Genomic DNA, 20,982 nt, shown 5'->3' with positions numbered 1-20,982 from the left:
AGCGGACCCCGGAGGGTCCGACGTGCGCGATACTGGGATTGAACCAGTGACCCCTACCGTGTCAAGGTAGTGCTCTCCCGCTGAGCTAATCGCGCCTGGTGAGGCGGTGTTGCAGCAGGCCCCGGAAGGCCCGTTACTGTGCGCGATACTGGGATTGAACCAGTGACCCCTACCGTGTCAAGGTAGTGCTCTCCCGCTGAGCTAATCGCGCCTGGTGAGGCGGTCCTGCAGCGGACCCCGGAGGGTCCGACGTGCGCGATACTGGGATTGAACCAGTGACCCCTACCGTGTCAAGGTAGTGCTCTCCCGCTGAGCTAATCGCGCGGGGAGGCCCTCCGGTCGAACCGGAGGAACCTCTTGGAGGTGGAGACGGGATTTGAACCCGTGTACACGGCTTTGCAGGCCGTTGCCTCGCCTCTCGGCCACTCCACCAGGCAACGCATGAAGAACGATCTTACACTGTTCTCCATCGAGCGGACGACGAGATTCGAACTCGCGACCCTCACCTTGGCAAGGTGATGCTCTACCAACTGAGCCACGTCCGCCTGTCTCCCGGGGATCTTCACCGCTTTTCTTCGGCTGCGCTCCCTGGCGACGTGTTGAACTCTAGCGGATTCCCGGGCCAGCTAAAAATCCGTTCCCGCAGCATGCCGAGGGGATGACCGGCGCGTGCCGTCCCGTCAGCCCTCCCGGGCGGTCACCGGCCACCACCTGCGGCGCTCCCGGACGATCATCCGCAGGTCACCCGGCGCACACCCGCGCGACGCGCGCAGGTGCTCGTACGCGGGGGCGCGAGCCCGACCCGGCCCACGCCCCCGACCTACACTTCAGGCACCGCCCCCAGCACCACCGCGCAGGAGAACCGTGTCCGGCCACCCCGACCCCCGCACCCCGCTCGCCCGCTTCGGCGGCCGCCTGGCCACCGGACTGCGCGACGTCACCTCGGACCCGGCCGCCCTCGACTCCGCCGGCTACTGGGCCGTCGCCTACGACTTCGAGGGCCGCCTCACCTGCGCCCGCTTCGACGAGGTCCGCCCCGCCCCCGCCCCGCCCTCCGGAGTCGGCTGGTGCGGACCGGAGGCCGGCAGCTGGCACAGCTCCCTCGACCGCGCCGCGTACACCGCGGGCGTCCGCCGCATCCGCGAGCACATCGCGGCCGGCGAGGTCTACCAGGCCAACCTCTGCCGGGTGCTCTCCGCACCGCTGCCCGACCCGGACCGCAGCGACGTCGACGCCCTCACCGGCCTCCTCGCCCACGGCAACCCCGCCCCCTACGCCGGCACCGTCCGGCTGCCCGACCACGGCGTCGAGATCGCCACCGCCTCCCCCGAGCTCTACCTGCGCCGCACCGGCCGCACCGTCTCCTCCGGCCCGATCAAGGGCACCGGCCGCACCGAGCACGACCTCCTCGACAAGGACCACGCCGAGAACGTGATGATCGTCGACCTGGTCCGCAACGACCTCGGCCGGGTCTGCGCGACCGGCAGCGTCACTGTCCCCGACCTCTGCGCCGTCGAGAAGCACCCCGGCCTGGTCCACCTGGTCTCCACCGTCGAGGGCACCCTGCGCGAGGGCGCCGGCTGGCCCGAGCTGTTCGCCGCCACCTTCCCGCCCGGCTCCGTCACCGGCGCTCCCAAGTCCAGCGCCCTGCGGATCATCGAAGCCCTGGAGACCGCCCCGCGCGGCCCGTACTGCGGCGCCGTCGGCTGGGTCGACGCCGACCGCGGCGAGGCCGAACTCGCCGTCGGCATCCGCACCTTCTGGATCGACCGGACGGACCCCGACGCACCCGTCCTGCGCTTCGGCACCGGCGCCGGCATCACCTGGGGCTCCGACCCTGAACGCGAATGGGCCGAAACCGAACTGAAGGCGGCACGCCTGGTCGCGATAGCGTCGGGCAGCGAACCCGGAAGCGAACCCGGCGGCGACTCCGGCAGCGGACCCGACCCGGCCGGAGCCTGAGCCCCAGACACGCCTAGGAGCGGCACCTGATGCACAACGGCACCACGAGCTGGGTCAACGGCTCCCTGGTCGACTCCGCCGACGCGGCCCTCTCGGTCCTCGACCACGGCCTCACCACCGGCGACGGCGTCTTCGAGACCCTGAAGACGGTCGACGGCCGGGCCTTCGCGGTCACCCGCCACCTCGACCGGCTCACCCGCTCCGCCCGCGGCCTCGGCCTGGCCGACCCCGACCACGACCTGGTCCGCGAGGCCTGCGCCCAGGTCCTCGCCGCCAACCCCGCGCCGCTCGGCCGCCTGCGCATCACCTACACCGGCGGCAACGGCCCGCTCAGCTCCGAGCGCGGCACCTCCGGCCCCACCCTGGTCGTCGCCCTCAACGCGATCGGCCACCGCCCCGACGAGACCGCCGTCGCCGTCGTCCCCTGGCGCCGCAACGAGCACAGCGCCGTCGCCGGCCTCAAGACCACCTCGTACGCCGAGAACGTCGTCGCCCTGGCCGCAGCCCACCGCGCCGGCGCCTCCGAGGCCCTGTTCGCCAACACCGCCGGCCTGCTCTGCGAGGGCACCGGCTCCAACGTCTTCGTGGTCCTCGACGGCCGCCTGCTCACCCCCGCCCTCGCCTCCGGCTGCCTGGCCGGCGTCACCCGGCAGCTCGTCATCGACTGGTGCGGCGCCGAGGAGGCCGACCTCCCGCTCGGCGCCCTCCGGGACGCCGAGGAGGTCTTCCTCACCTCCACCACCCGCGACGTCCAGGCCGTCACCCGCGTCGACGACCGCGAGCTGCCCGGCATCGGCCCCGTCACCGCCAAGGCCATGGCCGTCTTCACCGAGCGCAGCGGCGACGACCTCGACCCGTGACCCCCCGCGCGGGGAGAGCGCCCGGTCACGTGGATAACCCTCCGAGCAAGGGGAAGGGAGCACCACATGACCACCACGCTGCGCCCCGAGGGCCCGGAGACACCCACCGCGGCCGGCGGCCGCACCAGACGCTGGCTGATCCTCTCGAACGGCTACCCGGTCGGCGCGCTGCGCACCACCGCCGACCCGTACGGCACCCAACTCTTCGGCACGATATCCGAGTTGGAAGTCACCGAGGGCCGCGGCCGGGGCCGCGGCACGTTCGGCGGGCTGGCCGCCGAGGAGGTGCTGCGCACCTGGGGCTGCACCCGGGTCGACGTCGGAGTCCCGGAGCCGGCCGCGGTGGCCCGCGGGCTCGCCACGGCCCTCGGCTACACCGAGCGGGCCCTGACCATGTCCAAGCGGCTGGTCGACGCCCCCGACCTGCCCGCCGGGCTGAGCGCCCGCCCGTTCGACGATCCGGCCGGGCTCCGGGCCTGGTTCGAGCACTCGTCGGAGGACTACGTCCACGTGCTGACGGAGTCCGGCCTCACCGAGGAACAGGCCCGTGCCCGCACCGGCGGCGGGCAGCAGCCCCCGCCGGACCCGGACGCCCCGGGGGTGGTGGTGCGCCGCCTGTACGGCGCCGACGGAGCGGACCCGTACGGCCTGCTCTGGCTGCAGCTGCGCCTGCGCGACCTGCCGGACGGCGCACCGCTCGCGTGGGTGATGAAGGTCGAGGTCGCCCCGGCCCACCAGGGCCAGGGCCACGGACGCACGCTGATGCTGCTCGCCGAACGCGAGTGCCTGGCCGCCGGGGTGCGGCACCTCGGTCTCAACGTCTTCTCCGGCAACGAGGTCGCCGTCCGGCTCTACACCTCGCTCGGCTACGAGGTCACCGAGCGCTTCTACGGCAAGCAGCTGTGACCGGGCGTGCGGTCAGGAAGCCTTCGCCGCCTCGATGACGGCCACGATCCGCTCGCGCAGCCCGTCCTGGCTCTGCCCGCCGTCGAACCGCTTCGCGCCGATCACGTACGTCGGCGTCCCGGTGACCCCGATCGCCTTGCCCTCGGCCTGGTCGGCGTCGACGGTCAGCATGTGCCGGCCGTCGATCAGCGCGGTGTCCACCTCGTCGACGTCCGCCCCGACCTCCCGGGCCACCTCCAGCAGCACCTGCTGCCCGCGCGCCTCCAGCTCCGCGGTCCGGGCCAGCAGCGCCTCCACGAACGGCCATCCCAGCCCCTGCGCGAACGCCTCCTCGGCCGCCTCCGCGGCGGCGTAGGCGTGCTTGTGCTTCTCCAGCGGGAAGTGCCGCACCTCCACGGTCAGCGCGTCGCCGTACTGCGCCCGCAGCGCCCGTACGTCGTCCAGCGCGGTGTGGCAGTCCGGGCACTGGAGGTCGCACCAGAACTCGAGGCGGGGGAGGGAACCATCGATCATTCCCCCAGTGTTCCACTAGTGGGCGCCCGCTCCGGCCGCAGGTGCGCCCGAGGGCGGACCGAGAGGAAGGCACCGATGACCAGGACGACCGGACCCGAAGGAGCGGCCCCGTGCTGAGCGCGTCGATCAGCTTCATCCTCACCGCGGGCGGGGTGGCCTTCGCGGGGCTGCGGGCCTACCGGCGGCGCTTCCTGTCGGCGACCCGCTGGTTCGCGGTGGCCCTGCTGCCCGCCGGCCTCTACCTGACCGGGCTGTTCCCGCTGGCGAGCACGATCGGCCGGGAGTTCGCCGACTGGGCGACCAAGCTGGTCCTCGACCCCCGGGTGTGGACCGGCATCGCCCTGCTGGGCGTCTCCGCGGTCCTGCTGCTCACCACCCGCTGGGTGGGCCGCCGGGGCGGTACGGCGGTGGAGGGCGCCGCGGAGCGTCCGGCCGCGGCGGGCCCGGCGCCCGAGCGTCCGGCGGTGGCGCCGACGCCCAAGGCCCCGAAGAAGCCGGCCGCGGGCAAACGGGACGACGGGCTCGGCGACTTCGCCGACATCGAGGAGATCCTCCGCAAGCGCGGGATCTGAACGGGGCGGCCGGTCAGGCGGAGGGGACGGCCTCCGCCGACCGCTGCCGCGCCCGGTAGGCGGCGACGTGCAGCCGGTTGCCGCAGGTGCGGCTGTCGCAGTAGCGCCGCGAGCGGTTCCGGGAGAGGTCCACGAAGACCCGCGCGCAGTCCGGCGCCTCGCAGCGGCGCAGCCGCTCGCGCTCGCCCGCCATGAGGATGAAGGCCAGCGCCATGCCCAGCTCGGCCGCCAGGTGGTCGCCGAGCGCGGCGTGCGGCGCGAAGTAGTGGATGTGCCAGTCGTGGCCGTCGTGGTCGGTCAGCCGGGGCGTCGTGCCGGCGGCCGCGACGATCGAGTTGACCAGCTCGGCGGCCGCCTCGGTGGACTCCGTCGCGAACACCTCGCGCAGCCGGGTGCGCAGCTCGTGCACCTGCCGCAGGTCGTCCCCGGTCAGCGAGTCGATCTCGCTGATCTCCTGGCCGACCACGAAGGCGTCCAGCGCGGCGAGGTCCGGCAGCTTCTCGGCGCCGCACACCTCGGGTGCGGTGTTGAGCAGCTCCACGAGGATGCTCAGCGCGCACTCGGTGTCATGGGTGATCAGCACGTTGGGGCTCCTCGCGCAGGGGGACTCCGATACCCCGCGTCCACGGTTACCCCAGACCATACCGGGCCTTGTGCCGGTGGGGCGGCGGCTTCTTTCGAAGACGTGTGCGCATCCCGGCAAGGCGTGCGAAACCGGGCGCCGTCCGGGCGGGCCGGGCCGCGAAGCCGGCGTACGGGCCCGCGGACGGGGTGCCTCCACCGGAACACGTCGGCGCCCGGCACCGGGGCCGGCCACCCGTGAGGATGACCGGCCCCGATGCCGGGCGCCTGCGGTGCTGTGGGCCCGCTCCGGTGGGAGCGGGACCGCTCACCGGCCCCGAGGCCGCGTGGTGCGCGGCTGAGTCCGCTGCCGTGCCCCCGAGTAGGACGGCTGCGATGGCGGCAGGGGGTACTGCCCCGCCGACAGCGGGGCGGACCGCCTCCGGACGGGGTCAGCTTTCGGCGAGGATGTGGGACAGCTCCCGGTCGAGGTCGAAGTGACGGTGTTCGGTGCCGGGGGGCACCGCGGCGTCCGTCCGCTTGAGGAACGACTCAAGCGCCCGGGCCGGGGCCTCCAGCAGGGCTTCTCCTTCCGGAGAGCTCAGCGCGATGCAGACCACCCCTTGCCCGTGGCTGCGCGACGGCCACACCCGGACGTCGCCGGTACCGGTGGGTCGGTGCAGCCCCTCCGCGAGGAGATCTCGGGCGAACACCCACTCCACGGTCTCGTCGGCGCCCGTGTGGAACGTGGCGTGCACGGCGTAGGGGTCGGCGGTGTCGTAGCGCAGGCCCGCGGGGACGGGCAGTGAGGACTCGCTGGACACGATGAGGCGCAGGTGCAGCTCGCAGCTGACCGTGGTGTTCATAAGCGCCATGGCCTTTCGCTCAGTGTGCGCTCGGGGAATCGCACGTCGGCGAACGGACCATCCCACCCCCAAGACCGATGTAAACCCCTCTGTCCCGATTCGGGCGCGAGTCGTACCCCTTACGGCGCATTGCCGAATCACGCCGCGGTGGCCGGGCGGGGCATTAGCCCGGCACTTCTTGGTTAGTTTCCTGGCATGACTGTGCGAAACGACAAGACGGCCGGGAACGCGGGAACGGGTGAAGCGGCCGTGGAGGTTGACGCGGTCGGCGACGGCGGACGGGCGGTCGGCTCGCGGGCCCCGGCCTTCGTCCGCCGCTCGCCGGGACTGCACCGGGTCTGGCAGGTGGCGGTCTTCCTGGTCGGCCTCGCCGTGGTGGCGCTCGGCGTGGTCATGCTGCCGATGCCCGGCCCCGGCTGGCTGGTGATCTTCCTGGGCATGGGCATCTGGTCCACCGAGTTCGTCTGGGCCCGGCTGGTTCTGCGCTGGACCCGCCGCAAGGTCGCCGAGGCCGCCCAGCGGGCCATGGACCCGCGGGTGCGCCGCCGCAACCTGACGCTCACCGCGATCGGGCTGGCCGCCCTCGTCGGGGCGGGCGGCTGGTACTTCGCCCGCTACGGCCTGGCCGTGCCGTGGCGGCTGGACGAGAGCTGACCGCCCGGGCGCGGGGGCCGCGAGCAGCGGGGGTGTTCGGAGCACCCCCCGGGATGCGGTAATGTTTTCCCTGCACCCGGGCGATTAGCTCAGCGGGAGAGCACTTCGTTCACACCGAAGGGGTCACTGGTTCGATCCCAGTATCGCCCACCGGAATGCATTGTGATATGTGAGGCCCAGTCGATTATCGGCTGGGCCTCACGTGTATTTCCGGAATCGGGCCGGAGAGCCGTCGGTAATCGGCTGAGGCACAGTCATCTTCCGCGCGGGGCAGGAGTTCTGCGGAGGAGTCGACCGTCCCCGGAACGGGCGAGTTGTACGACCGGCCCCGAATGGTGCTACAGTTCTTCTCGTTGCCCGGGCGATTAGCTCAGCGGGAGAGCACTTCGTTCACACCGAAGGGGTCACTGGTTCGATCCCAGTATCGCCCACCGGACAGCACGCAGGCCCTGACCAGGAAACCGGTCAGGGCCTGCGGCGTATCCGGGGCCCGGGATTCCGGGGCCGCCCGCTACGCCGCCGCCTCGCAGCCGTGCTCCGGCTCCAGCCGGCGCCCGCAGCCGCACCGGGCCGGACGCAGCGGCCAGGACAGGTCCACCCGCTCCGGCGTCCCCGAGCGGTCGAACCAGTTCTGCAGCCCGCGCGCCTGCGCCGCGTGCCAGATCGCCTGCCGCAGGTGCAGCTCCGCCGCCGACAGCCCGCCGAGCGCCGCCGGGTAGCGGGCGCCTATCCGCCGGGTCAGCGCCAGCGCCGCCGTCGCGTCCGCCGCCGCGTCGTGCGCCCCGGCCAGGTCCACGCCGTAGTGGGCGCACAGGTCGGTCAGCGTCCGGCGGCCCTTGCGGTAGCGGTCCACGTGCTTGTCCAGCACCCGCGGATCCAGCACCGTCAGCGCGGCCGTCGCCAGCCCGCCGGACAGCGTCAGCCCGTGGTGGCGGCGCAGCTCGCGGTCCAGCAGCGTCAGGTCGTACGGCGCGTTCATCACCACCACCGGATGCCCGGCCCGCGCCTCGGCCGCCAGCGCACGGGTGACCTCCGCCACCACCGTGCGGGCCGGGCGGCCGTGGGCACGCACCTGCTCGTCGCTGATGCCGTGCACCGCGCGGGCGCCGTCCGGGATCGGAACGCCCGGATCGGCGAGCCAGGTGGTCGTCCGCGCCGGGGTGCCCGGTGCGAGCTGGACGACCAGGGCGGCGGAGACGATCCGGTCGTTCTCCACGTCCACGCCGGTCGTCTCGGTGTCGAACGAGGCGAGTGGGCCGGTGTACCAGTGCTGCTGCATGACTGCCCCTCAGACGAGCGTTGCGCCCGGTAGATACCCGGTTCTGACGCCCCTTCAACCCGTTTGGCCCAAGCCCGACCGGGGATCCTGCCCATGACCGTCGCGTTCGATTCGCCGGCCCGTCCGGACCGGGACGGGCCCGGAACCGGGGGAGGCCACGGGGCGATGGCACTGACCCAGCCGCAGCCCGAGGAGGCGCCGGGCGCACCGCGGGGGAACCTCGCGGTCACCGCCTGCATGGAGACCCTGCAGGTCGGCTACCTGCACGCGGTCGCGGCGGCGGCCGGCTGCTCGCTGTCCCAGCCGTTCCCGGACAACGGCATCGACTGGCACGTCAGCCACGGCTCCCGGGCCCACGAGGTGGACGACGAGGTCACCGTCAAGATCCAGCTCAAGGCCACCCAGCAGGTCGCGCCCGACCCGGCCGGGCCGTTCTTCAGCTTCACCCTGGACAACGACCACCTGCGCAAGCTCGCCCGCCCCCGGGTCGCCGTGCCGCGGATCCTGGTCGTGATGCTGCTGCCGCGCCGGGTCGACCAGTGGCTGCGGGCCCGCCCGGACGCCCTCGAGTTGCGGCACTGCTGCTACTGGGTCAACCTGGCCGGCCACCCCGTCACCGGGAAGCGCCGCACCAACGTCCGGGTGCCCACCGGCGAGGTCTTCGACGACCGCGCGCTCTGCGACATCATGGCCCGGGTCGGCGCGGGCGGCAGCCCGTGACGGCCCGGCCCCGGCAGGGAGGAACCGGACCCATGACACCGCCGTACGGACCGGGCGAACCGGCCCGGCCCCTGCCCGACCCGGCCGCCGTCGACCCGGCGGTGCTGGCCACCCTGCTCGCCCGGCACGGCTGGATCCGCCGCGGCGGCCCGGCCGCCCGGTACGGACGCTGGACCCCGCCCGACGGCGAGCCCGGCACCAGCCTGCTCGTCCCGGCCGGGGACGGCTTCGACGACGCCGTCGAACTCCTCACCGACGCCGTCACCGCGCTCTCCCGCTCCCGCACCCCCTCCGCCCGCTCGATCCTGCTCGCCCTCGCCGTCCCCGGCGACGAGCTGCGCTGGCACCGCGACCCGCCCGGACCCGCCGGGGCCACCCCCTGGGACGAGGCCGAGCGGCTCCGGCAGGCGGCGCGCGGGATGCTCGCCGCCGGGGCCAAGGCCGCCCGGACCAGGGCCGGCTACTTCGGCGCCCGGCTGGACGGCCTCGCCGAGGACTTCCTGGACCGCGTCCTGCTGGTCGACCAGGGCGCCGCCCTCACCGCGTACAGCCCGGCGCCCGAGGGCCGCGCCGCCGTCACCACCCTGGTCCGCGCCCTGGAGGCGCTGCGCGACGCCGTCGACTACCGCCGGGTCAGCGGCGGACCCGAGGCCTTCGGGAACGCCGTCCGGGCCGGGGTGAGCCGGGAACTCGTCCGGTCCGTCGAGGACCTGGTGCGCGACGCGACGGCCGCCCGGATCGGCGTCGCCTGGTCGCCCGCCGCCGGGACGCCGGGTGGCTTCGGGGACCGCCGGATCGACGTCGACTTCTCACCCGGCGACCTGCCCGCCCTCGCGGAGGCCGCCGACCTGCTGGAACGCCTCGAACCCGCCGTCGCCGTCACCGTGGTCGGCGTGGTCACCCGGCTCAAGCGCGCCGACCCGGCCGGGCCCGGCTCGGTCCGGCTGCGGGTGCTGACCGGCGCCGACGTCCCCGAGCTCAAGCTCCGCCTGCCCGACGCCGACTACCGGCTCGCCGCCGAGGCCCACCTCGCGGGCCTGCCGCTCCGGGTCTCCGGCCGGTTGGACCGGCACGGCGGCTTCCGCCGGCTGACCGGCCCGCACGGACTGGAGCTCCGCGGCTGGGAGGAAGGGGACCGCGAGCGGCTGCTGAAGTCGCTCCGGGAGAGGACGGGAGAAGGGGGAGAAGGGGCGTAGGTGGACGGCGGGGGCGGCGCTCTCGGTACCATCGTCACGCGCAGCACAGTGTTGCGTCCTCTGAAATCCAGCACGTCAGGAGAGACCGGTGACGGACGTCCGGGTAATCATCAGCCGCGAACCCGATCGGGAAGAGCGCGTGGTGACGACGGGCACCACGGCCGCCGAGCTCTTCGCCGACGACCGCTCGATCATCGCCGCCCGCGTCGGCGGCCAGCTCAAGGACCTCGCCTACGCCGTCCAGGACGGCGACGAGGTCGAGCCCGTCGAGATCAGCAGCAAGGACGGCCTCGACATCCTGCGCCACTCCACCGCGCACGTCATGGCCCAGGCCGTCCAGCAGCTCTACCCCGAGGCGAAGCTCGGCATCGGCCCGCCGGTCAAGGACGGCTTCTACTACGACTTCGACGTCGAGAAGCCCTTCCACCCCGATGACCTCAAGGCCATCGAGAAGCGGATGCAGGAGATCATCAAGCGCGGGCAGAAGTTCTCCCGCCGCGTGGTCACCGACGAGTCCGCCCGCGAGGAGCTGGCCGCCGAGCCGTACAAGCTGGAGCTGATCGGCCTCAAGGGCTCCGCCGCCACCGCCGGTGAGGGAGCGGACGTCGAGGTCGGCGCCGGCGAGCTCACCATCTACGACAACCTGGACGCCAAGACCGGCGAGCAGTGCTGGGGCGACCTCTGCCGCGGCCCGCACCTGCCCAGCACCCGGCACATCCCGGCGTTCAAGTTGATGCGCAATGCGGCCGCCTACTGGCGCGGCAGCGAGAAGAACGCCATGCTCCAGCGCATCTACGGCACCGCCTGGCCGACCAAGGACGAGCTCAAGGCCCACCTCGACTTCCTGGTCGAGGCCGAGAAGCGCGACCACCGCAAGCTCGGCAACGAGCTCGACCTCTTCTCCATCCCCGAGGAGATCGGCTCCGGCCTCGCCGTCTTCCACCCCAAGGGCGGCATCATCCGCCGCGCCATGGAGGACTACTCGCGCAAGCGGCACGAGGAAGAGGGCTACGAGTTCGTCTACACCCCGCACGCCACCAAGGGGAAGCTCTTCGAGAAGAGCGGCCACCTCGACTGGTACGCGGACGGTATGTACCCGCCCATGCAGCTCGACGAGGGCGTGGACTACTACCTCAAGCCGATGAACTGCCCGATGCACAACCTGATCTTCGACGCGCGCGGCCGCTCGTACCGTGAACTGCCGCTGCGCCTCTTCGAGTTCGGGACGGTGTACCGGTACGAGAAGTCCGGCGTGGTGCACGGCCTGACCCGGGCCCGCGGCTTCACGCAGGACGACGCGCACATCTACTGCACCCGCGAGCAGATGGCGGAGGAGCTCGACTCCACGCTGACCTTCGTGCTCAACCTGCTCCGCGACTACGGTCTGACCGACTTCTACCTGGAGCTGTCGACCAAGGACCCGGTCAAGTACGTCGGGACCGATGAGGCCTGGGAGGAGGCCACCGCCGTCCTGGCGAGCGTGGCCGAGAAGCAGGGCCTGCCGCTGGTGCCGGACCCGGGCGGCGCGGCCTTCTACGGGCCGAAGATCTCGGTGCAGGCGCGGGACGCCATCGGCCGTACCTGGCAGATGAGCACCATCCAGCTGGACTTCAACCTGCCCGACCGTTTCGATCTTGAGTACACGGCGGCGGACGGCTCGCGTCAGCGGCCGGTCATGATCCACCGCGCGCTCTTCGGCTCGATCGAGCGGTTCTTCGCGGTGCTGCTGGAGCACTACGCCGGCGCCATGCCGCCGTGGCTGGCCCCGGTCACCGTGACCGGCATCCCGATCACCGACGAGCACGTGCCGTACCTGCTGGAGGTCGCGGCGAAGCTCAAGAAGCACGGGATCCGGGTCGAGGTCGACACCTCGGACGACCGCATGCAGAAGAAGATCAGGAACGCCCAGCGTTCCAAGACGCCGTTCATGCTGATCGCGGGTAACGACGACGTCGAGGCGGGCGCGGTGTCCTTCCGCTACCGCAACGGCGAGCAGAAGAACGGTGTGCCGGTCGACGAGGCGATCGCCGAGATCGTGGACGCCGTGGAGCGTCGCATCCAGGTGTGACGTAGGCCCCGCCTGGGCGGGGGTAGTCCGAAGATGCGGAACGCGCACAAGGCCAAGGTGCCGTAGGCCCCGACCCGGCGGGGATGCGCGGGGCAGGCTCTCGAAGAGTCTGCCCCGCGCGGCTTTGCAAGCACCGTCGGGCGAATATGCTGATCAGCATGACGACTGAGCCGGAACTTCAGCGGGGCGTCGGTGAGCCGGACGGCTTCCGCCGCCTGTGGACCCCTCATCGGATGGCCTACATCCAGGGTGAGAACAAGCCCACCGGCCCGGCTCCGGACGACGGTTGTCCGTTCTGCTCCATCCCGTCCCTGAGCGACGAGGACGGGCTGGTGATCGCCCGGGGGAGCGCCGTGTTCGCGGTGCTGAACCTGTACCCGTACAACGGCGGGCACCTGATGGTGGTCCCGTACCGGCACGTGGCCGACTACACCGACCTGGACGAGGCCGAGACGGCCGAGCTGGCGGACTTCACCAAGAAGGCGATGACGGCGCTGCGGGCGGCCTCCGGGGCGCACGGGTTCAACATCGGGATGAACCAGGGCGCGGCGGCCGGGGCCGGGATCGCGGCGCACCTGCACCAGCACGTGGTGCCGCGCTGGGGCGGGGACACCAATTTCATGCCGGTGGTCGGCCACACCAAGGTGCTGCCGCAGCTGCTGGCGGACACCCGGAAGATGCTGGCCGAGGTCTGGCCGCAGGGCTGAGTCGCAGGGCTGAGCCGGAGAACGTACGGGAGGGCCCCACCGAGATCCCCGGTGGGGCCCTCCCGCGTTCCGCGCCGCGATCAGCCGGCGTTGAAGGTGTCCACGTCGTAGGGGCGGGGGCTCTGCGCCTCGGACTTGATGACCGAGGTGCGGTTCTTGAAGAAGCGGTCGGCGTCCAGGTCGTGCTCCTCCAGGAACTCCAGCGTGGCCGCGTGGACGGCGGCGAGCACCGGGACGGAGGCGTTCTGCGCGTTGTCGACCATGGAGCGGTTCTCCCAGGCCCGGCCGGCCCAGATGTGCCGCAGCCCGAACGGCTCCGGCAGGCCGAGCCCGCCGCCGAGCCAGCCGAGCAGGCCGGGCATCCGGTAGAACGGGGCGCGGACGGCCTGGCGGACCACCTCGTCGTTGTCGATCAGGGGGAGCTTGACGGTGCGCTCCTCCCAGAACTTCACGGTCTTGGCGACCGTCTTCTCCTTGTCCTTGGGCTTGTCGAAGAAGACGCCCTTGACCGGGCCGAGCGCGTAGCCGGACACGGTGATGTTCAGGACGTTGGCGAGCAGGGTGACGGTGACGGTGAAGGTGAGGACCAGCTTGCCGTCGTGGGTGATGAACTGGGTGGCGAGGTAGTGCCGGGGGCCGCCGGAGAAGGTCTGCTTGTCGGCGACGCTCTGCACGGCGAAGTCGCGCATCCGGTCGCCGTCCATGTCGGCGTTGGCGGGGCGGCTGATCTCGTCGGCGCCCTCGCCGATGTCGAAGACCACCCACTGCTTGATGGCGACGTTGGGCATGCCGCTGTTGGCGACGTGGCTGATGCCGAGGCCCTTGAGGTGGGAGGAGATCCGGCGGACCAGGTCCCAGGGGTGGAAGGCGCGGAAGTCGGCGTGGCCCTCGGCGGGGTGGAGGGTGTCGGCGAGGCGCCACTCGCCCCAGCGGCGGCCGGCCCCGAGGATGCCCTTGGGTCCGGCGTAGTGGTGGATGTTGGTCTCCTGCTCGGCGTCCAGCCGGCCGAGCTTGTCGCGCAGGTCGGCGGCCTTCTTGTCGAGGTCGTCGCGGGGGACGGCCTTGGCGACGGAGGCGGCCACCACGCTGCCCTCGACCAGGGCCTGCCAGCGGGAGCGCAGGTCCTTGGCGGAGCGCTCGACGATCCGGCGGGCGAGGTACCAGCCGATGACCGGCGCGAGCATGGTGACCCGCAGGTAGACGCCGATGAAGCCGGTGGCCGGCGGGCGCAGCGCGAGCAGGACGGCGAGGGCGGCGGTCACGGCGAGCACGATGCCGCCGTAGACGGCCGCGTTCTTCGGGTTGTCCCGCTTGAGCCAGGCGCGGAGCTGGAAGGCGCCGAGCCAGACCAGGGTGCCGGGGAGGAAGAGCACGCCGGTGGCGATGGAGACGGTGCTGAGCTGCCGGTCGCGGGTGTTGCGCAGTTCCTCGGCGGCCAGGCAGTGTTCGACGACCTGGCGGGTGTCGACCCCGAAGGCCGGGACGAGGGGTTTGCGGCCGCCGCCCAGGGCCCGGGAGATCAGCGCCTTGCTGAAGGCCTCGCCGAGGTTGGGTCGGAAGAGCGCGAAGCGGCCCTTCTTCTCGGTGGCGTCGGCGACGGCGTCGACGAAGCCCTTGATCTCGCCGTCGCGGTAGGCGGTCGAGGAGAGTCCCTGGGTGATGGCGGTCTGCGGGCCGGCGTCGGTCCGGGGTATCTGCGCACCCGGGGTCATGTCGAGTGTGGTCACGGTGGCGTCCCCTCCTCCCCTTGTCAGCGGCAGGTTACCGTGCCGTGGCACCCCCGCGCGGATGATCGTCTGAAGTACCGTCACCGGAGGCCTGAGGGGCATGATGCCCAGCTTCGGGCGGCTCGATGCCCGCCGCGGTGGCCGTGGTGGGGGTGGGGCAGGATGGACGGTGGGAACGAGGAAAGGGAGCGGCCGTGAAGGATCCGGTGCTGGTCTTCGACGGGGACTGCGCGTTCTGTTCGTCCTGCGTGCGCTGGGCGGAGCGGTACCTGCGGCAGACGCTGGCCTCGGGGGGCTGGGAGGCGGTGCCGTTCCAGTTCGCGGACCTGGCGGGGCTGGACGCTCTGGCTGGGGGCCGGGGCGAGGTGTCGGCGGAGCGGGCGGAGCGCGAGGTGCTCTGGGTGACGCCGGCCGGCCGGGTGTACGGGGGCGCGCAGGGGGTCGCGCGGCTGCTGATGCGCTCCGGCGGGGCGTGGGCGTATCTGGGCGCCGTGTTGACGGCGGCGCCGGTGCGGCCGTTGGCGGGGCTGGCCTACCGCTGGGTGGCGCGCAACCGGCACCGGATGCCGGGGGGTACGGCGGCCTGTGCGCTGCCGAAGCGGAATCCCGTCGGGTCGTAGCGCGGCTCGGCTCGTAGCGCGGTGGAGCTCGTCCCGCGGTTCAGTCGGTGTAGCGCTCCGCCAGGGCGGCGGGCATGGGTTCGTGGCGCAGGTAGGCGCGGGAGAACTCGGCGGTGCCGTGGGTGAGTGAGCGCAGGTCGATCGGGTAGCGGACGAGTTCGAGTTCGGGCACCTCGGCGCGCAGCAGGGTGAGGCCGGTGCCGCCGGTCTCGGTGCCGAGGACGCGGCCGCGGCGGGCGGAGAGGTCGCCGAGGACGGCGCCGAGGTAGTCGTCGGGGAGCAGGACGCTGACGGCGGCGACGGGTTCGAGCAGGCGGATGACGGCGTGCTCGGCGGCGTCGCGCAGGGCGAGGGCGGCGGCGTTCTGGAAGGACGCGTCGGAGGAGTCGACGGAGTGCGCCTTGCCGTCGGTGAGGGTGACCCGGACGTCGACGAGCGGGTAGCCGGTGGCGACGCCCTTGGCGAGCTGGGCGCGGACGCCCTTCTCGACGGAGGGGATGAAGTGCTTGGGGACGGCGCCGCCGACGACGTGCTCCTGGAACTCGAAGCCGGAGCCGGCCGGGAGCGGTTCGACCTCGAGGTCGCAGATGGCGTACTGGCCGTGGCCGCCGGACTGCTTGACCAGGCGGCCGTGGCCGGCGGCGGCGGTGCCGAAGGTCTCGCGCAGGGCGACCTTGGGTTCGACGGTGTCGACGTGGACGCCGTGGCGGGTGCGCAGCCGGTCGAGGACGACCTCGGCGTGGGCCTCGCCGGTGCACCAGAGGACGAGCTGGTGGGTGTCGGGGTTCTGTTCCAGGCGCAGGGCCGGGTCCTCGGCGGTGAGGCGGGCGAGGGCCTGGGAGAGCTTGTCGTCGTCGGCCTTGCTGTGGGCTTCGACGGCGATCGGGAGCAGTGGTTCGGGGAGGGGCCAGCCGTCGAGGGCGACGGGGTGGCCGGGGTCGTGGACGGTGTCGCCGGCCCGGGCGGTGGTGAGTTTGGCGGCGCAGACGAGGTCGCCGGCGACGGCGTGCGGGACGGGGCGCTGGAGTTTGCCGAAGGGGCTGGTGAGGCCGGTGACGCGTTCGTCGCCGTTCTGGTCGGCGGTGTGGGCGGGCCCGGCGAGGTGGATCTTGGTGTCGGGCCGCAGGGTGCCGGCGTACACGCGCAGCAGGCTGATCCGGCCGACGTAGGCGTCGCCGGTGACGCGGACGACCTGGGCGGCGAGCGGGGCGTCGGGGTCGCAGTCGGGGGCGGGGCGGGTGCGTTCGGTGGGGTCGGGGAAGGTGTGCGCGATGAGGTCGAGGAGTTCGGCGGCGCCGAGGCCGTTCTCGCTGGTGGGGACGGCGGGGTGGAGGGCGCAGGCGAGGACTTCGCGGCGCAGGCCGGCTTCGAGGGCGTCGGTGCCGAGGGGGTCGCCGGAGAGGTAGCGCTCCATGAGGGTGTCGTCCTGGCCGGAGATGGCTTCGACGAGGCTGTCGTGGGCGGGGGTGGTGTCGGGCAGGGGGTCGGCGTCGCCGTAGGTGTCGCCGGTGAGGAGGTCGACGCTGCCGTCGGGGTGTCCGTCGTGGAGGACGGGCAGGAAGAGCGGGCGCAGGGTGTCCGGGCCCAGTTCGAAGGCGTCGTGGCAGGCGGTGAGGATGTCGTCGAAGCCGGTGCGGGCGAGGTCGAGTTTGGCGACGGCGATGACGCGGGGGATGCCCTCGGCGGCGCACTCGCGCCACAGGGCGCGGGTGGGGGCGGTGACCGGGTCGGTGGCGGAGACGACGAAGACGGCGGCGTCGGCGGCGTGGAGGGCGGCGCGCAGGTCGGCGGTGAAGTCGGGGTGGCCGGGCGGGTCGATCAGGTTGATCTTGACGCCCTTCCATTCGAGCGGGAGGAGCGCGAGCTGGACGGAGCGCTGCTGCTGGTGCTCGATGTCCTCGTGGTCGGAGACGGTGGTGCCGTCGGTCACACGGCCGGCCCGGCCGGTGGCGCCGGCGGCGAGGGCGAGGGATTCGGCGAGGGTGGTCTTGCCCACACCGCTGGGGCCGATGAGGACGACGTTGCGCAGGTCCTGCGGGCCGGTGACGGCGGGTGCCTGGCCGGCTCGTGCCGTGCTGCGGTCGGGCATCGGGGTCTCCTCCCGTGGCGCCGAGGCTGTCCATCGCAGTCTAGGGTCGGGTCCTGCGGGGCGCGTGTCGTAACGGCCGGTCGTACGGCGGGTCGCCCGGCCGGTCGGTGGCCGTGCGTGCGCGTGCGGTGGCGGGGGCGGCGTCCGGCGGTGCGTGCGCCGGAGCGTGTCCCCGGCGTGGCTACGATGGGTGCGCCGGACGGGCTGATCCGCCCGGCCGTCTGCCGCGCGTGCTGCGCCAGGCGGGTATCTGGGAGATCGGAGCGGCTGGGAAGGCCATGCTCAACAAATACGCGCGTGCCTTCTTCACACGTGTCCTGACCCCGTTCGCCGCGTTCCTGATCCGTCTGGGCGTGAGCCCGGACGCCGTGACGCTGATCGGTACCGCCGGTTCGGTGGCCGGTGCGCTGGTGTTCTTCCCGCGTGGGGAGTTCTTCTGGGGCACCATCACGATCACGCTGTTCATCTTCTCGGACCTGGTGGACGGGAACATGGCCCGCCAGCTGGGCCGGAGCACGAAGTGGGGGGCGTTCCTCGACTCCACCCTGGACCGGGTCGCGGACGCGGCGATCTTCGGCGGTCTGGCGATGTGGTACGCGGGCAAGGGTGACAACGACCTGCTCTGCGCGGTGGCGATCTTCTGCCTGGCGAGCGGTCTGGTGGTGTCGTACACCAAGGCCCGGGCGGAGAGCCAGGGCCTGCCGTGCGACGTGTCGGGGCTGGTGGAGCGGGCCGAGCGGCTGGTGGCCAGCCTGGTGGCGGCCGGGGTCGCGGGTCTGCACAAGTTCGGTGTGCCGTACGTGGAGTGGCTGCTGCCGGTGGCGTTGTGGCTGGTCGCGGCGGGCAGCCTGGTGACGGTGTTCCAGCGGATGCTGACCGTGCGCCGGGAGGCGTTCGAGGCCGACCGAGCGGCGGCCGGGAGCTGATGGGGGGCGTCCTGCGGTGACGGACCGACTGGTGTACTGGGCGTACGCGCTGGGGTGGGGGCTGCTGAAGCACCTGCCGGAGCGGGCGGCCCGGGGGCTGTTCGACTGGCTGGCGGACTACGCGTGGCGCAAGCGCGGCAAGCGGGTGCTCCAGCTGGAGGCGAATCTGCGCCGGGTCCGTCCGGGGCTGGACGAGGCGGCGCTGCGGGCGCTGTCCCGGGCCGGGATGCGCTCGTACCTGCGGTACTGGATGGAGTCGTTCCGGCTGCCGGTGTGGAGCCGGGAGCGGGTGGCCCGGGACGTCCGGGTGGAGGGCTTCGAGCACCTGCGGGAGGCTCTGGAGGCCGGGCGGGGCGCGGTGATAGCGCTGCCGCACATGGGCAACTGGGACCTCGCGGGGACCTGGGTGGCGCAGCAGGGCTACCCGTTCACCACGGTCGCGGAGCGGTTGAAGCCGGAGCGGCTGTTCGACCGGTTCGTGGCGTTCCGGGAGGGCCAGGGCATGGAGGTCCTGGCGCTGACCGGCGGTTCGGTGAACGTGATCGGCACGCTGGCGCGGCGGCTGCGCGAGGGCCGGCTGGTCTGCCTGGTGGGGGACCGGGACCTGTCCGAGGCGGGCATCGGGGTGTCGTTCTTCGGTGAGGGGACCCGGATGCCGGCCGGTCCGGCGGCGCTGTGCCAGCGGACCGGGGCGGCGCTGCTGCCGGTGACGCTCTGGTACGACGGCCCGGTGATGCGGGCGCGGATCCACCCCGAGGTGCCGGTGCCCGAGGAGGGCGACCGCAAGGAGCGCACCCGGGCGATGACCCAGGCGATGGCGGACGTGTGGGAGCGTGGCATCGCCGAGCACCCGCAGGACTGGCACATGCTGCAGCGGTTCTGGCTGGCCGACCTGCCGGCCCGTGGGGCGGTGGGGGCGGCGGCCGCGGAGCGCGCGGCGGCTCCCGAGCCCGCCGCCGAGGCCTCCGGGTCCTGACCCCGTTCCGTCCGCCCGCCCGACCGTCCGAAGGAGCTTGAGGAACCCGTGAAGATCGGCATCGTCTGCCCGTACGACTGGGACGTCCCCGGTGGGGTGCAGTTCCACATCCGGGACCTGGCCGAGCACCTGATCGGTCTGGGGCACGAGGTGTCGGTGCTGGCGCCGGCCGAGGACGACGAGGCGCTGCCGCCGTACGTGGTCCCGGCCGGGCGGTCGGTGGCGGTGCCGTACAACGGGTCGGTGGCGCGGCTGAGCTTCGGGATCCTGTCGGCGGCGCGGGTGCGGCGGTGGCTGCACGACGGGCGGTTCGACATCCTGCACGTGCACGAGCCGGCCGCGCCGAGCCTGTCGATGCTGGCCGCCTGGTCGGCGACCGGGCCGATGGTGGGGACCTTCCACACCTCCAACCCGCGGTCGCGGGTGATGATCGCGGCCTCGCCGATCCTCCAGCCGGGGCTGGAGAAGATGCGGGCCCGGATCGCGGTGTCGGAGTACGCCCGGCGCACCCTGGTGGAGCACCTGGGCGGGGACGCGGTGGTGATCCCGAACGGCGTGGACGTGGGCTTCTTCGCCGAGGCCGAGCCGGACGAGCGCTGGACCGGCCACGCGGCGAAGGGGGAGCCGGGGACGATCGGCTTCATCGGGCGGATCAACGAGCCGCGCAAGGGCCTGCCGACGCTGCTGGCGGCGCTGCCGAGGATCCTGGCGGAGCGTCCGGGGGTGCGGCTGCTGGTGGCGGGCAAGGGCGACGAGGAGGAGGCCGTCGCCGGCCTGGCGCCCGAGGTGCGCCGGCAGGTGGAGTTCCTCGGCATGGTGAGCGACCGGGACAAGGCCCGGCTGCTGCGCAGCGTGGACCTGTACGTGGCGCCGAACACCGGCGGCGAGAGCTTCGGGATCATCCTGGTCGAGGCGATGTCCGCGGGCGCGCCGGTGCTGGCGAGCGACCTGGACGCGTTCAAGCAGGTGCTGGACGGCGGGGACGCGGGCGAGCTGTTCCCGGTGGAGGACGCGGAGGCGCTGGCCCGGACGGCGCTGCGGCTGCTGGGCGATCCGGCGCGGCTGGCGGAGCTGCGGGAGGCCGCCTCGCGGCACGTGCGGCGGTTCGACTGGTCGACGGTCGGCGCGGACATCCTGGCGGTGTACGAGACGGTGACGGCGGGCGAGGCCGCGGTGGTCGAGGAGGACGTGCGCAGCGGTCGGCGCGGCCGGTTCGGGCTGGCCCGGGACTGATCCCCGGGGGCGGGGCCGGGGGCCGGCGGCGTTAGGGTCGGGCGTCCGTACCACTGCGATCCACGGGGGCAGACCATGCCGCAGATCTCCGTCGACTACTCGGCCGACCTGGCCGGCACCTTCGACCGCCGGGGCCTCGGCCTGGCGATCAACCGGCTGGCGGAGGAGACGATCGACGCCAAGCCGGACTCCTGCAAGACGGTGTTCCGGCAGAGCGAGGTGCTGGTGGTCGGCACCGGCGGGGCCGCCGGCGACACCCAGGTGTTCGTGGAGTTCCAGATCTTCCCGGGCCGGGCGCCGCAGGCGAAGGCGGCGCTGAGCGAGGGCGTGCTGGCGCTGCTGGCCCGGTACGTCCGGCCGAAGCCGGGCACCCGGCTGTTCACGGCGGTGAACGTCGTGGACATCGACCGCGAGAGCTACCGGAACGCGACCGCTTAGGGGCCTGTCTTCGAACTCCCGTCGTTCGCCCGGAGGGCGGGCGGGGCGGCGTTGGGGTGCGTGCATCGCAAGGCGGAGGAGGGAGCCACTGCGGAGCATTGGCGACCGA

20 protein-coding genes and 7 tRNA genes are annotated in these 20,982 nt (G+C 72.9%); 16 read left to right on the top strand and 11 right to left on the bottom strand.

Annotation, left to right across the window (positions count from 1 at the left end):
* Positions 1-23: 23 nt before the first annotated feature.
* The 5 genes from ABZW03_RS17260 to ABZW03_RS17240 all read right to left on the bottom strand — a co-directional run bounded on the left by ABZW03_RS17260 (position 24) and on the right by ABZW03_RS17240 (position 545).
* Positions 24-95: transfer RNA gene (locus ABZW03_RS17260), tRNA-Val, on the bottom strand.
* A gap of 44 nt (positions 96-139) precedes the next feature.
* Positions 140-211: transfer RNA gene (locus tag ABZW03_RS17255), tRNA-Val, on the bottom strand.
* Between the two features lie 41 nt (positions 212-252).
* Positions 253-324, bottom strand: a tRNA-Val gene (locus ABZW03_RS17250).
* 34 nt (positions 325-358) lie between these two features.
* A tRNA-Cys gene (locus ABZW03_RS17245) sits at positions 359-432 on the bottom strand.
* A gap of 40 nt (positions 433-472) precedes the next feature.
* Positions 473-545: transfer RNA gene (locus ABZW03_RS17240), tRNA-Gly, on the bottom strand.
* A gap of 319 nt (positions 546-864) precedes the next feature.
* Between ABZW03_RS17240 and ABZW03_RS17235 the strand changes: the two genes are divergently transcribed.
* The 3 genes from ABZW03_RS17235 (at position 865) to ABZW03_RS17225 (ending at position 3,728) form a co-directional block, all read left to right on the top strand.
* Positions 865-1,962, top strand: a complete 1,098-nt coding sequence (locus tag ABZW03_RS17235) for a chorismate-binding protein (RefSeq protein ID WP_355258218.1) — start codon at positions 865-867, stop codon at positions 1,960-1,962.
* A 29-nt stretch (positions 1,963-1,991) separates the two neighbouring features.
* A complete protein-coding gene (locus tag ABZW03_RS17230; RefSeq protein WP_355258215.1) occupies positions 1,992-2,822 on the top strand; it encodes an aminodeoxychorismate lyase in 831 nt (276 codons plus the stop codon).
* A gap of 66 nt (positions 2,823-2,888) precedes the next feature.
* On the top strand, positions 2,889-3,728 hold the full coding sequence (locus ABZW03_RS17225) for a GNAT family N-acetyltransferase (RefSeq protein WP_355258212.1): 840 nt from the start codon (positions 2,889-2,891) through the stop codon (positions 3,726-3,728).
* A 12-nt stretch (positions 3,729-3,740) separates the two neighbouring features.
* Here ABZW03_RS17225 and ABZW03_RS17220 read toward each other — a convergent pair whose 3' ends face one another.
* On the bottom strand, positions 3,741-4,241 hold the full coding sequence (locus tag ABZW03_RS17220) for a DsbA family protein (protein ID WP_355258209.1): 501 nt from the start codon (positions 4,239-4,241) through the stop codon (positions 3,741-3,743).
* Between the two features lie 110 nt (positions 4,242-4,351).
* Between ABZW03_RS17220 and ABZW03_RS17215 the strand changes: the two genes are divergently transcribed.
* The gene (locus tag ABZW03_RS17215) at positions 4,352-4,813 is read left to right on the top strand and encodes a hypothetical protein (protein WP_355258206.1); all 462 of its coding nucleotides are present in this window, start codon (positions 4,352-4,354) and stop codon (positions 4,811-4,813) included.
* A 13-nt stretch (positions 4,814-4,826) separates the two neighbouring features.
* On the opposite strand, the gene ABZW03_RS17210 is transcribed toward ABZW03_RS17215, so the two are convergent.
* Together ABZW03_RS17210 and ABZW03_RS17205 are read right to left on the bottom strand one after the other, a co-directional pair.
* The gene (locus ABZW03_RS17210) at positions 4,827-5,396 is read right to left on the bottom strand and encodes a CGNR zinc finger domain-containing protein (RefSeq protein ID WP_355258203.1); all 570 of its coding nucleotides are present in this window, start codon (positions 5,394-5,396) and stop codon (positions 4,827-4,829) included.
* A gap of 430 nt (positions 5,397-5,826) precedes the next feature.
* A complete protein-coding gene (locus ABZW03_RS17205) occupies positions 5,827-6,240 on the bottom strand; it encodes an SsgA family sporulation/cell division regulator (protein WP_030056266.1) in 414 nt (137 codons plus the stop codon).
* A 195-nt stretch (positions 6,241-6,435) separates the two neighbouring features.
* On the opposite strand from ABZW03_RS17205, the gene ABZW03_RS17200 reads away from it, so the two are divergent.
* The 3 genes from ABZW03_RS17200 (at position 6,436) to ABZW03_RS17190 (ending at position 7,325) form a co-directional block, all read left to right on the top strand.
* Positions 6,436-6,894: a TIGR02611 family protein gene (locus tag ABZW03_RS17200; protein ID WP_355258200.1), complete on the top strand. Its 459-nt coding sequence runs from the start codon at positions 6,436-6,438 to the stop codon at positions 6,892-6,894.
* 78 nt (positions 6,895-6,972) lie between these two features.
* Positions 6,973-7,044, top strand: a tRNA-Val gene (locus tag ABZW03_RS17195).
* Between the two features lie 209 nt (positions 7,045-7,253).
* Positions 7,254-7,325 (top strand) — tRNA-Val (locus ABZW03_RS17190).
* An 80-nt stretch (positions 7,326-7,405) separates the two neighbouring features.
* On the opposite strand, the gene ABZW03_RS17185 is transcribed toward ABZW03_RS17190, so the two are convergent.
* A complete protein-coding gene (locus ABZW03_RS17185; protein ID WP_355258197.1) occupies positions 7,406-8,173 on the bottom strand; it encodes an exonuclease domain-containing protein in 768 nt (255 codons plus the stop codon).
* A 165-nt stretch (positions 8,174-8,338) separates the two neighbouring features.
* On the opposite strand from ABZW03_RS17185, the gene ABZW03_RS17180 reads away from it, so the two are divergent.
* From ABZW03_RS17180 to ABZW03_RS17165, 4 genes are all read left to right on the top strand, one after another.
* The gene (locus ABZW03_RS17180) at positions 8,339-8,893 is read left to right on the top strand and encodes a DUF4365 domain-containing protein (protein WP_355258194.1); all 555 of its coding nucleotides are present in this window, start codon (positions 8,339-8,341) and stop codon (positions 8,891-8,893) included.
* A gap of 32 nt (positions 8,894-8,925) precedes the next feature.
* Positions 8,926-10,089: a hypothetical protein gene (locus tag ABZW03_RS17175; protein WP_355258191.1), complete on the top strand. Its 1,164-nt coding sequence runs from the start codon at positions 8,926-8,928 to the stop codon at positions 10,087-10,089.
* A gap of 88 nt (positions 10,090-10,177) precedes the next feature.
* On the top strand, positions 10,178-12,157 hold the full coding sequence (gene thrS / locus ABZW03_RS17170) for a threonine--tRNA ligase (RefSeq protein ID WP_355258188.1): 1,980 nt from the start codon (positions 10,178-10,180) through the stop codon (positions 12,155-12,157).
* Between the two features lie 146 nt (positions 12,158-12,303).
* Positions 12,304-12,864, top strand: a complete 561-nt coding sequence (locus ABZW03_RS17165) for an HIT domain-containing protein (protein WP_097238679.1) — start codon at positions 12,304-12,306, stop codon at positions 12,862-12,864.
* Positions 12,865-12,944: 80 nt separating this feature from the next.
* Here ABZW03_RS17165 and ABZW03_RS17160 read toward each other — a convergent pair whose 3' ends face one another.
* Entirely contained in the window at positions 12,945-14,591 is a 1,647-nt protein-coding gene (locus ABZW03_RS17160) for a hypothetical protein (protein WP_355258185.1), read from the bottom strand.
* 194 nt (positions 14,592-14,785) lie between these two features.
* Here ABZW03_RS17160 and ABZW03_RS17155 point away from each other — a divergent pair, with 194 nt between their 5' ends.
* Positions 14,786-15,211 (top strand): DUF393 domain-containing protein, encoded by a 426-nt coding sequence (locus tag ABZW03_RS17155; protein WP_355258182.1) that lies wholly within the window; start codon positions 14,786-14,788, stop codon positions 15,209-15,211.
* Between the two features lie 40 nt (positions 15,212-15,251).
* Here the strand turns inward: ABZW03_RS17155 and ABZW03_RS17150 are convergent, their stop codons facing one another.
* Positions 15,252-17,300 (bottom strand): elongation factor G-like protein EF-G2, encoded by a 2,049-nt coding sequence (locus ABZW03_RS17150; protein WP_355258179.1) that lies wholly within the window; start codon positions 17,298-17,300, stop codon positions 15,252-15,254.
* A gap of 278 nt (positions 17,301-17,578) precedes the next feature.
* On the opposite strand from ABZW03_RS17150, the gene pgsA reads away from it, so the two are divergent.
* From pgsA to ABZW03_RS17130, 4 genes are all read left to right on the top strand, one after another.
* Positions 17,579-18,226: a phosphatidylinositol phosphate synthase gene (gene pgsA / locus ABZW03_RS17145; RefSeq protein ID WP_355258176.1), complete on the top strand. Its 648-nt coding sequence runs from the start codon at positions 17,579-17,581 to the stop codon at positions 18,224-18,226.
* Positions 18,227-18,242: 16 nt separating this feature from the next.
* Positions 18,243-19,202 (top strand): phosphatidylinositol mannoside acyltransferase, encoded by a 960-nt coding sequence (locus tag ABZW03_RS17140; RefSeq protein WP_355258173.1) that lies wholly within the window; start codon positions 18,243-18,245, stop codon positions 19,200-19,202.
* Positions 19,203-19,250: 48 nt separating this feature from the next.
* Positions 19,251-20,435, top strand: coding sequence for a glycosyltransferase family 4 protein (locus ABZW03_RS17135; RefSeq protein WP_355258170.1), 1,185 nt, complete (start codon positions 19,251-19,253; stop codon positions 20,433-20,435).
* 75 nt (positions 20,436-20,510) lie between these two features.
* Complete coding sequence (locus ABZW03_RS17130) at positions 20,511-20,873, top strand: isomerase (RefSeq protein WP_355258167.1); 363 nt, start codon at positions 20,511-20,513, stop codon at positions 20,871-20,873.
* Positions 20,874-20,982 lie beyond the last annotated feature (109 nt).

It is taken from the genome of Kitasatospora sp. NPDC004799, assembly GCF_040609095.1.
Lineage (GTDB): Bacteria > Actinomycetota > Actinomycetes > Streptomycetales > Streptomycetaceae > Kitasatospora.
Note: the sequence above shows the minus strand (reverse complement) of the source record. Positions and strands in the feature narration are given on the sequence as shown.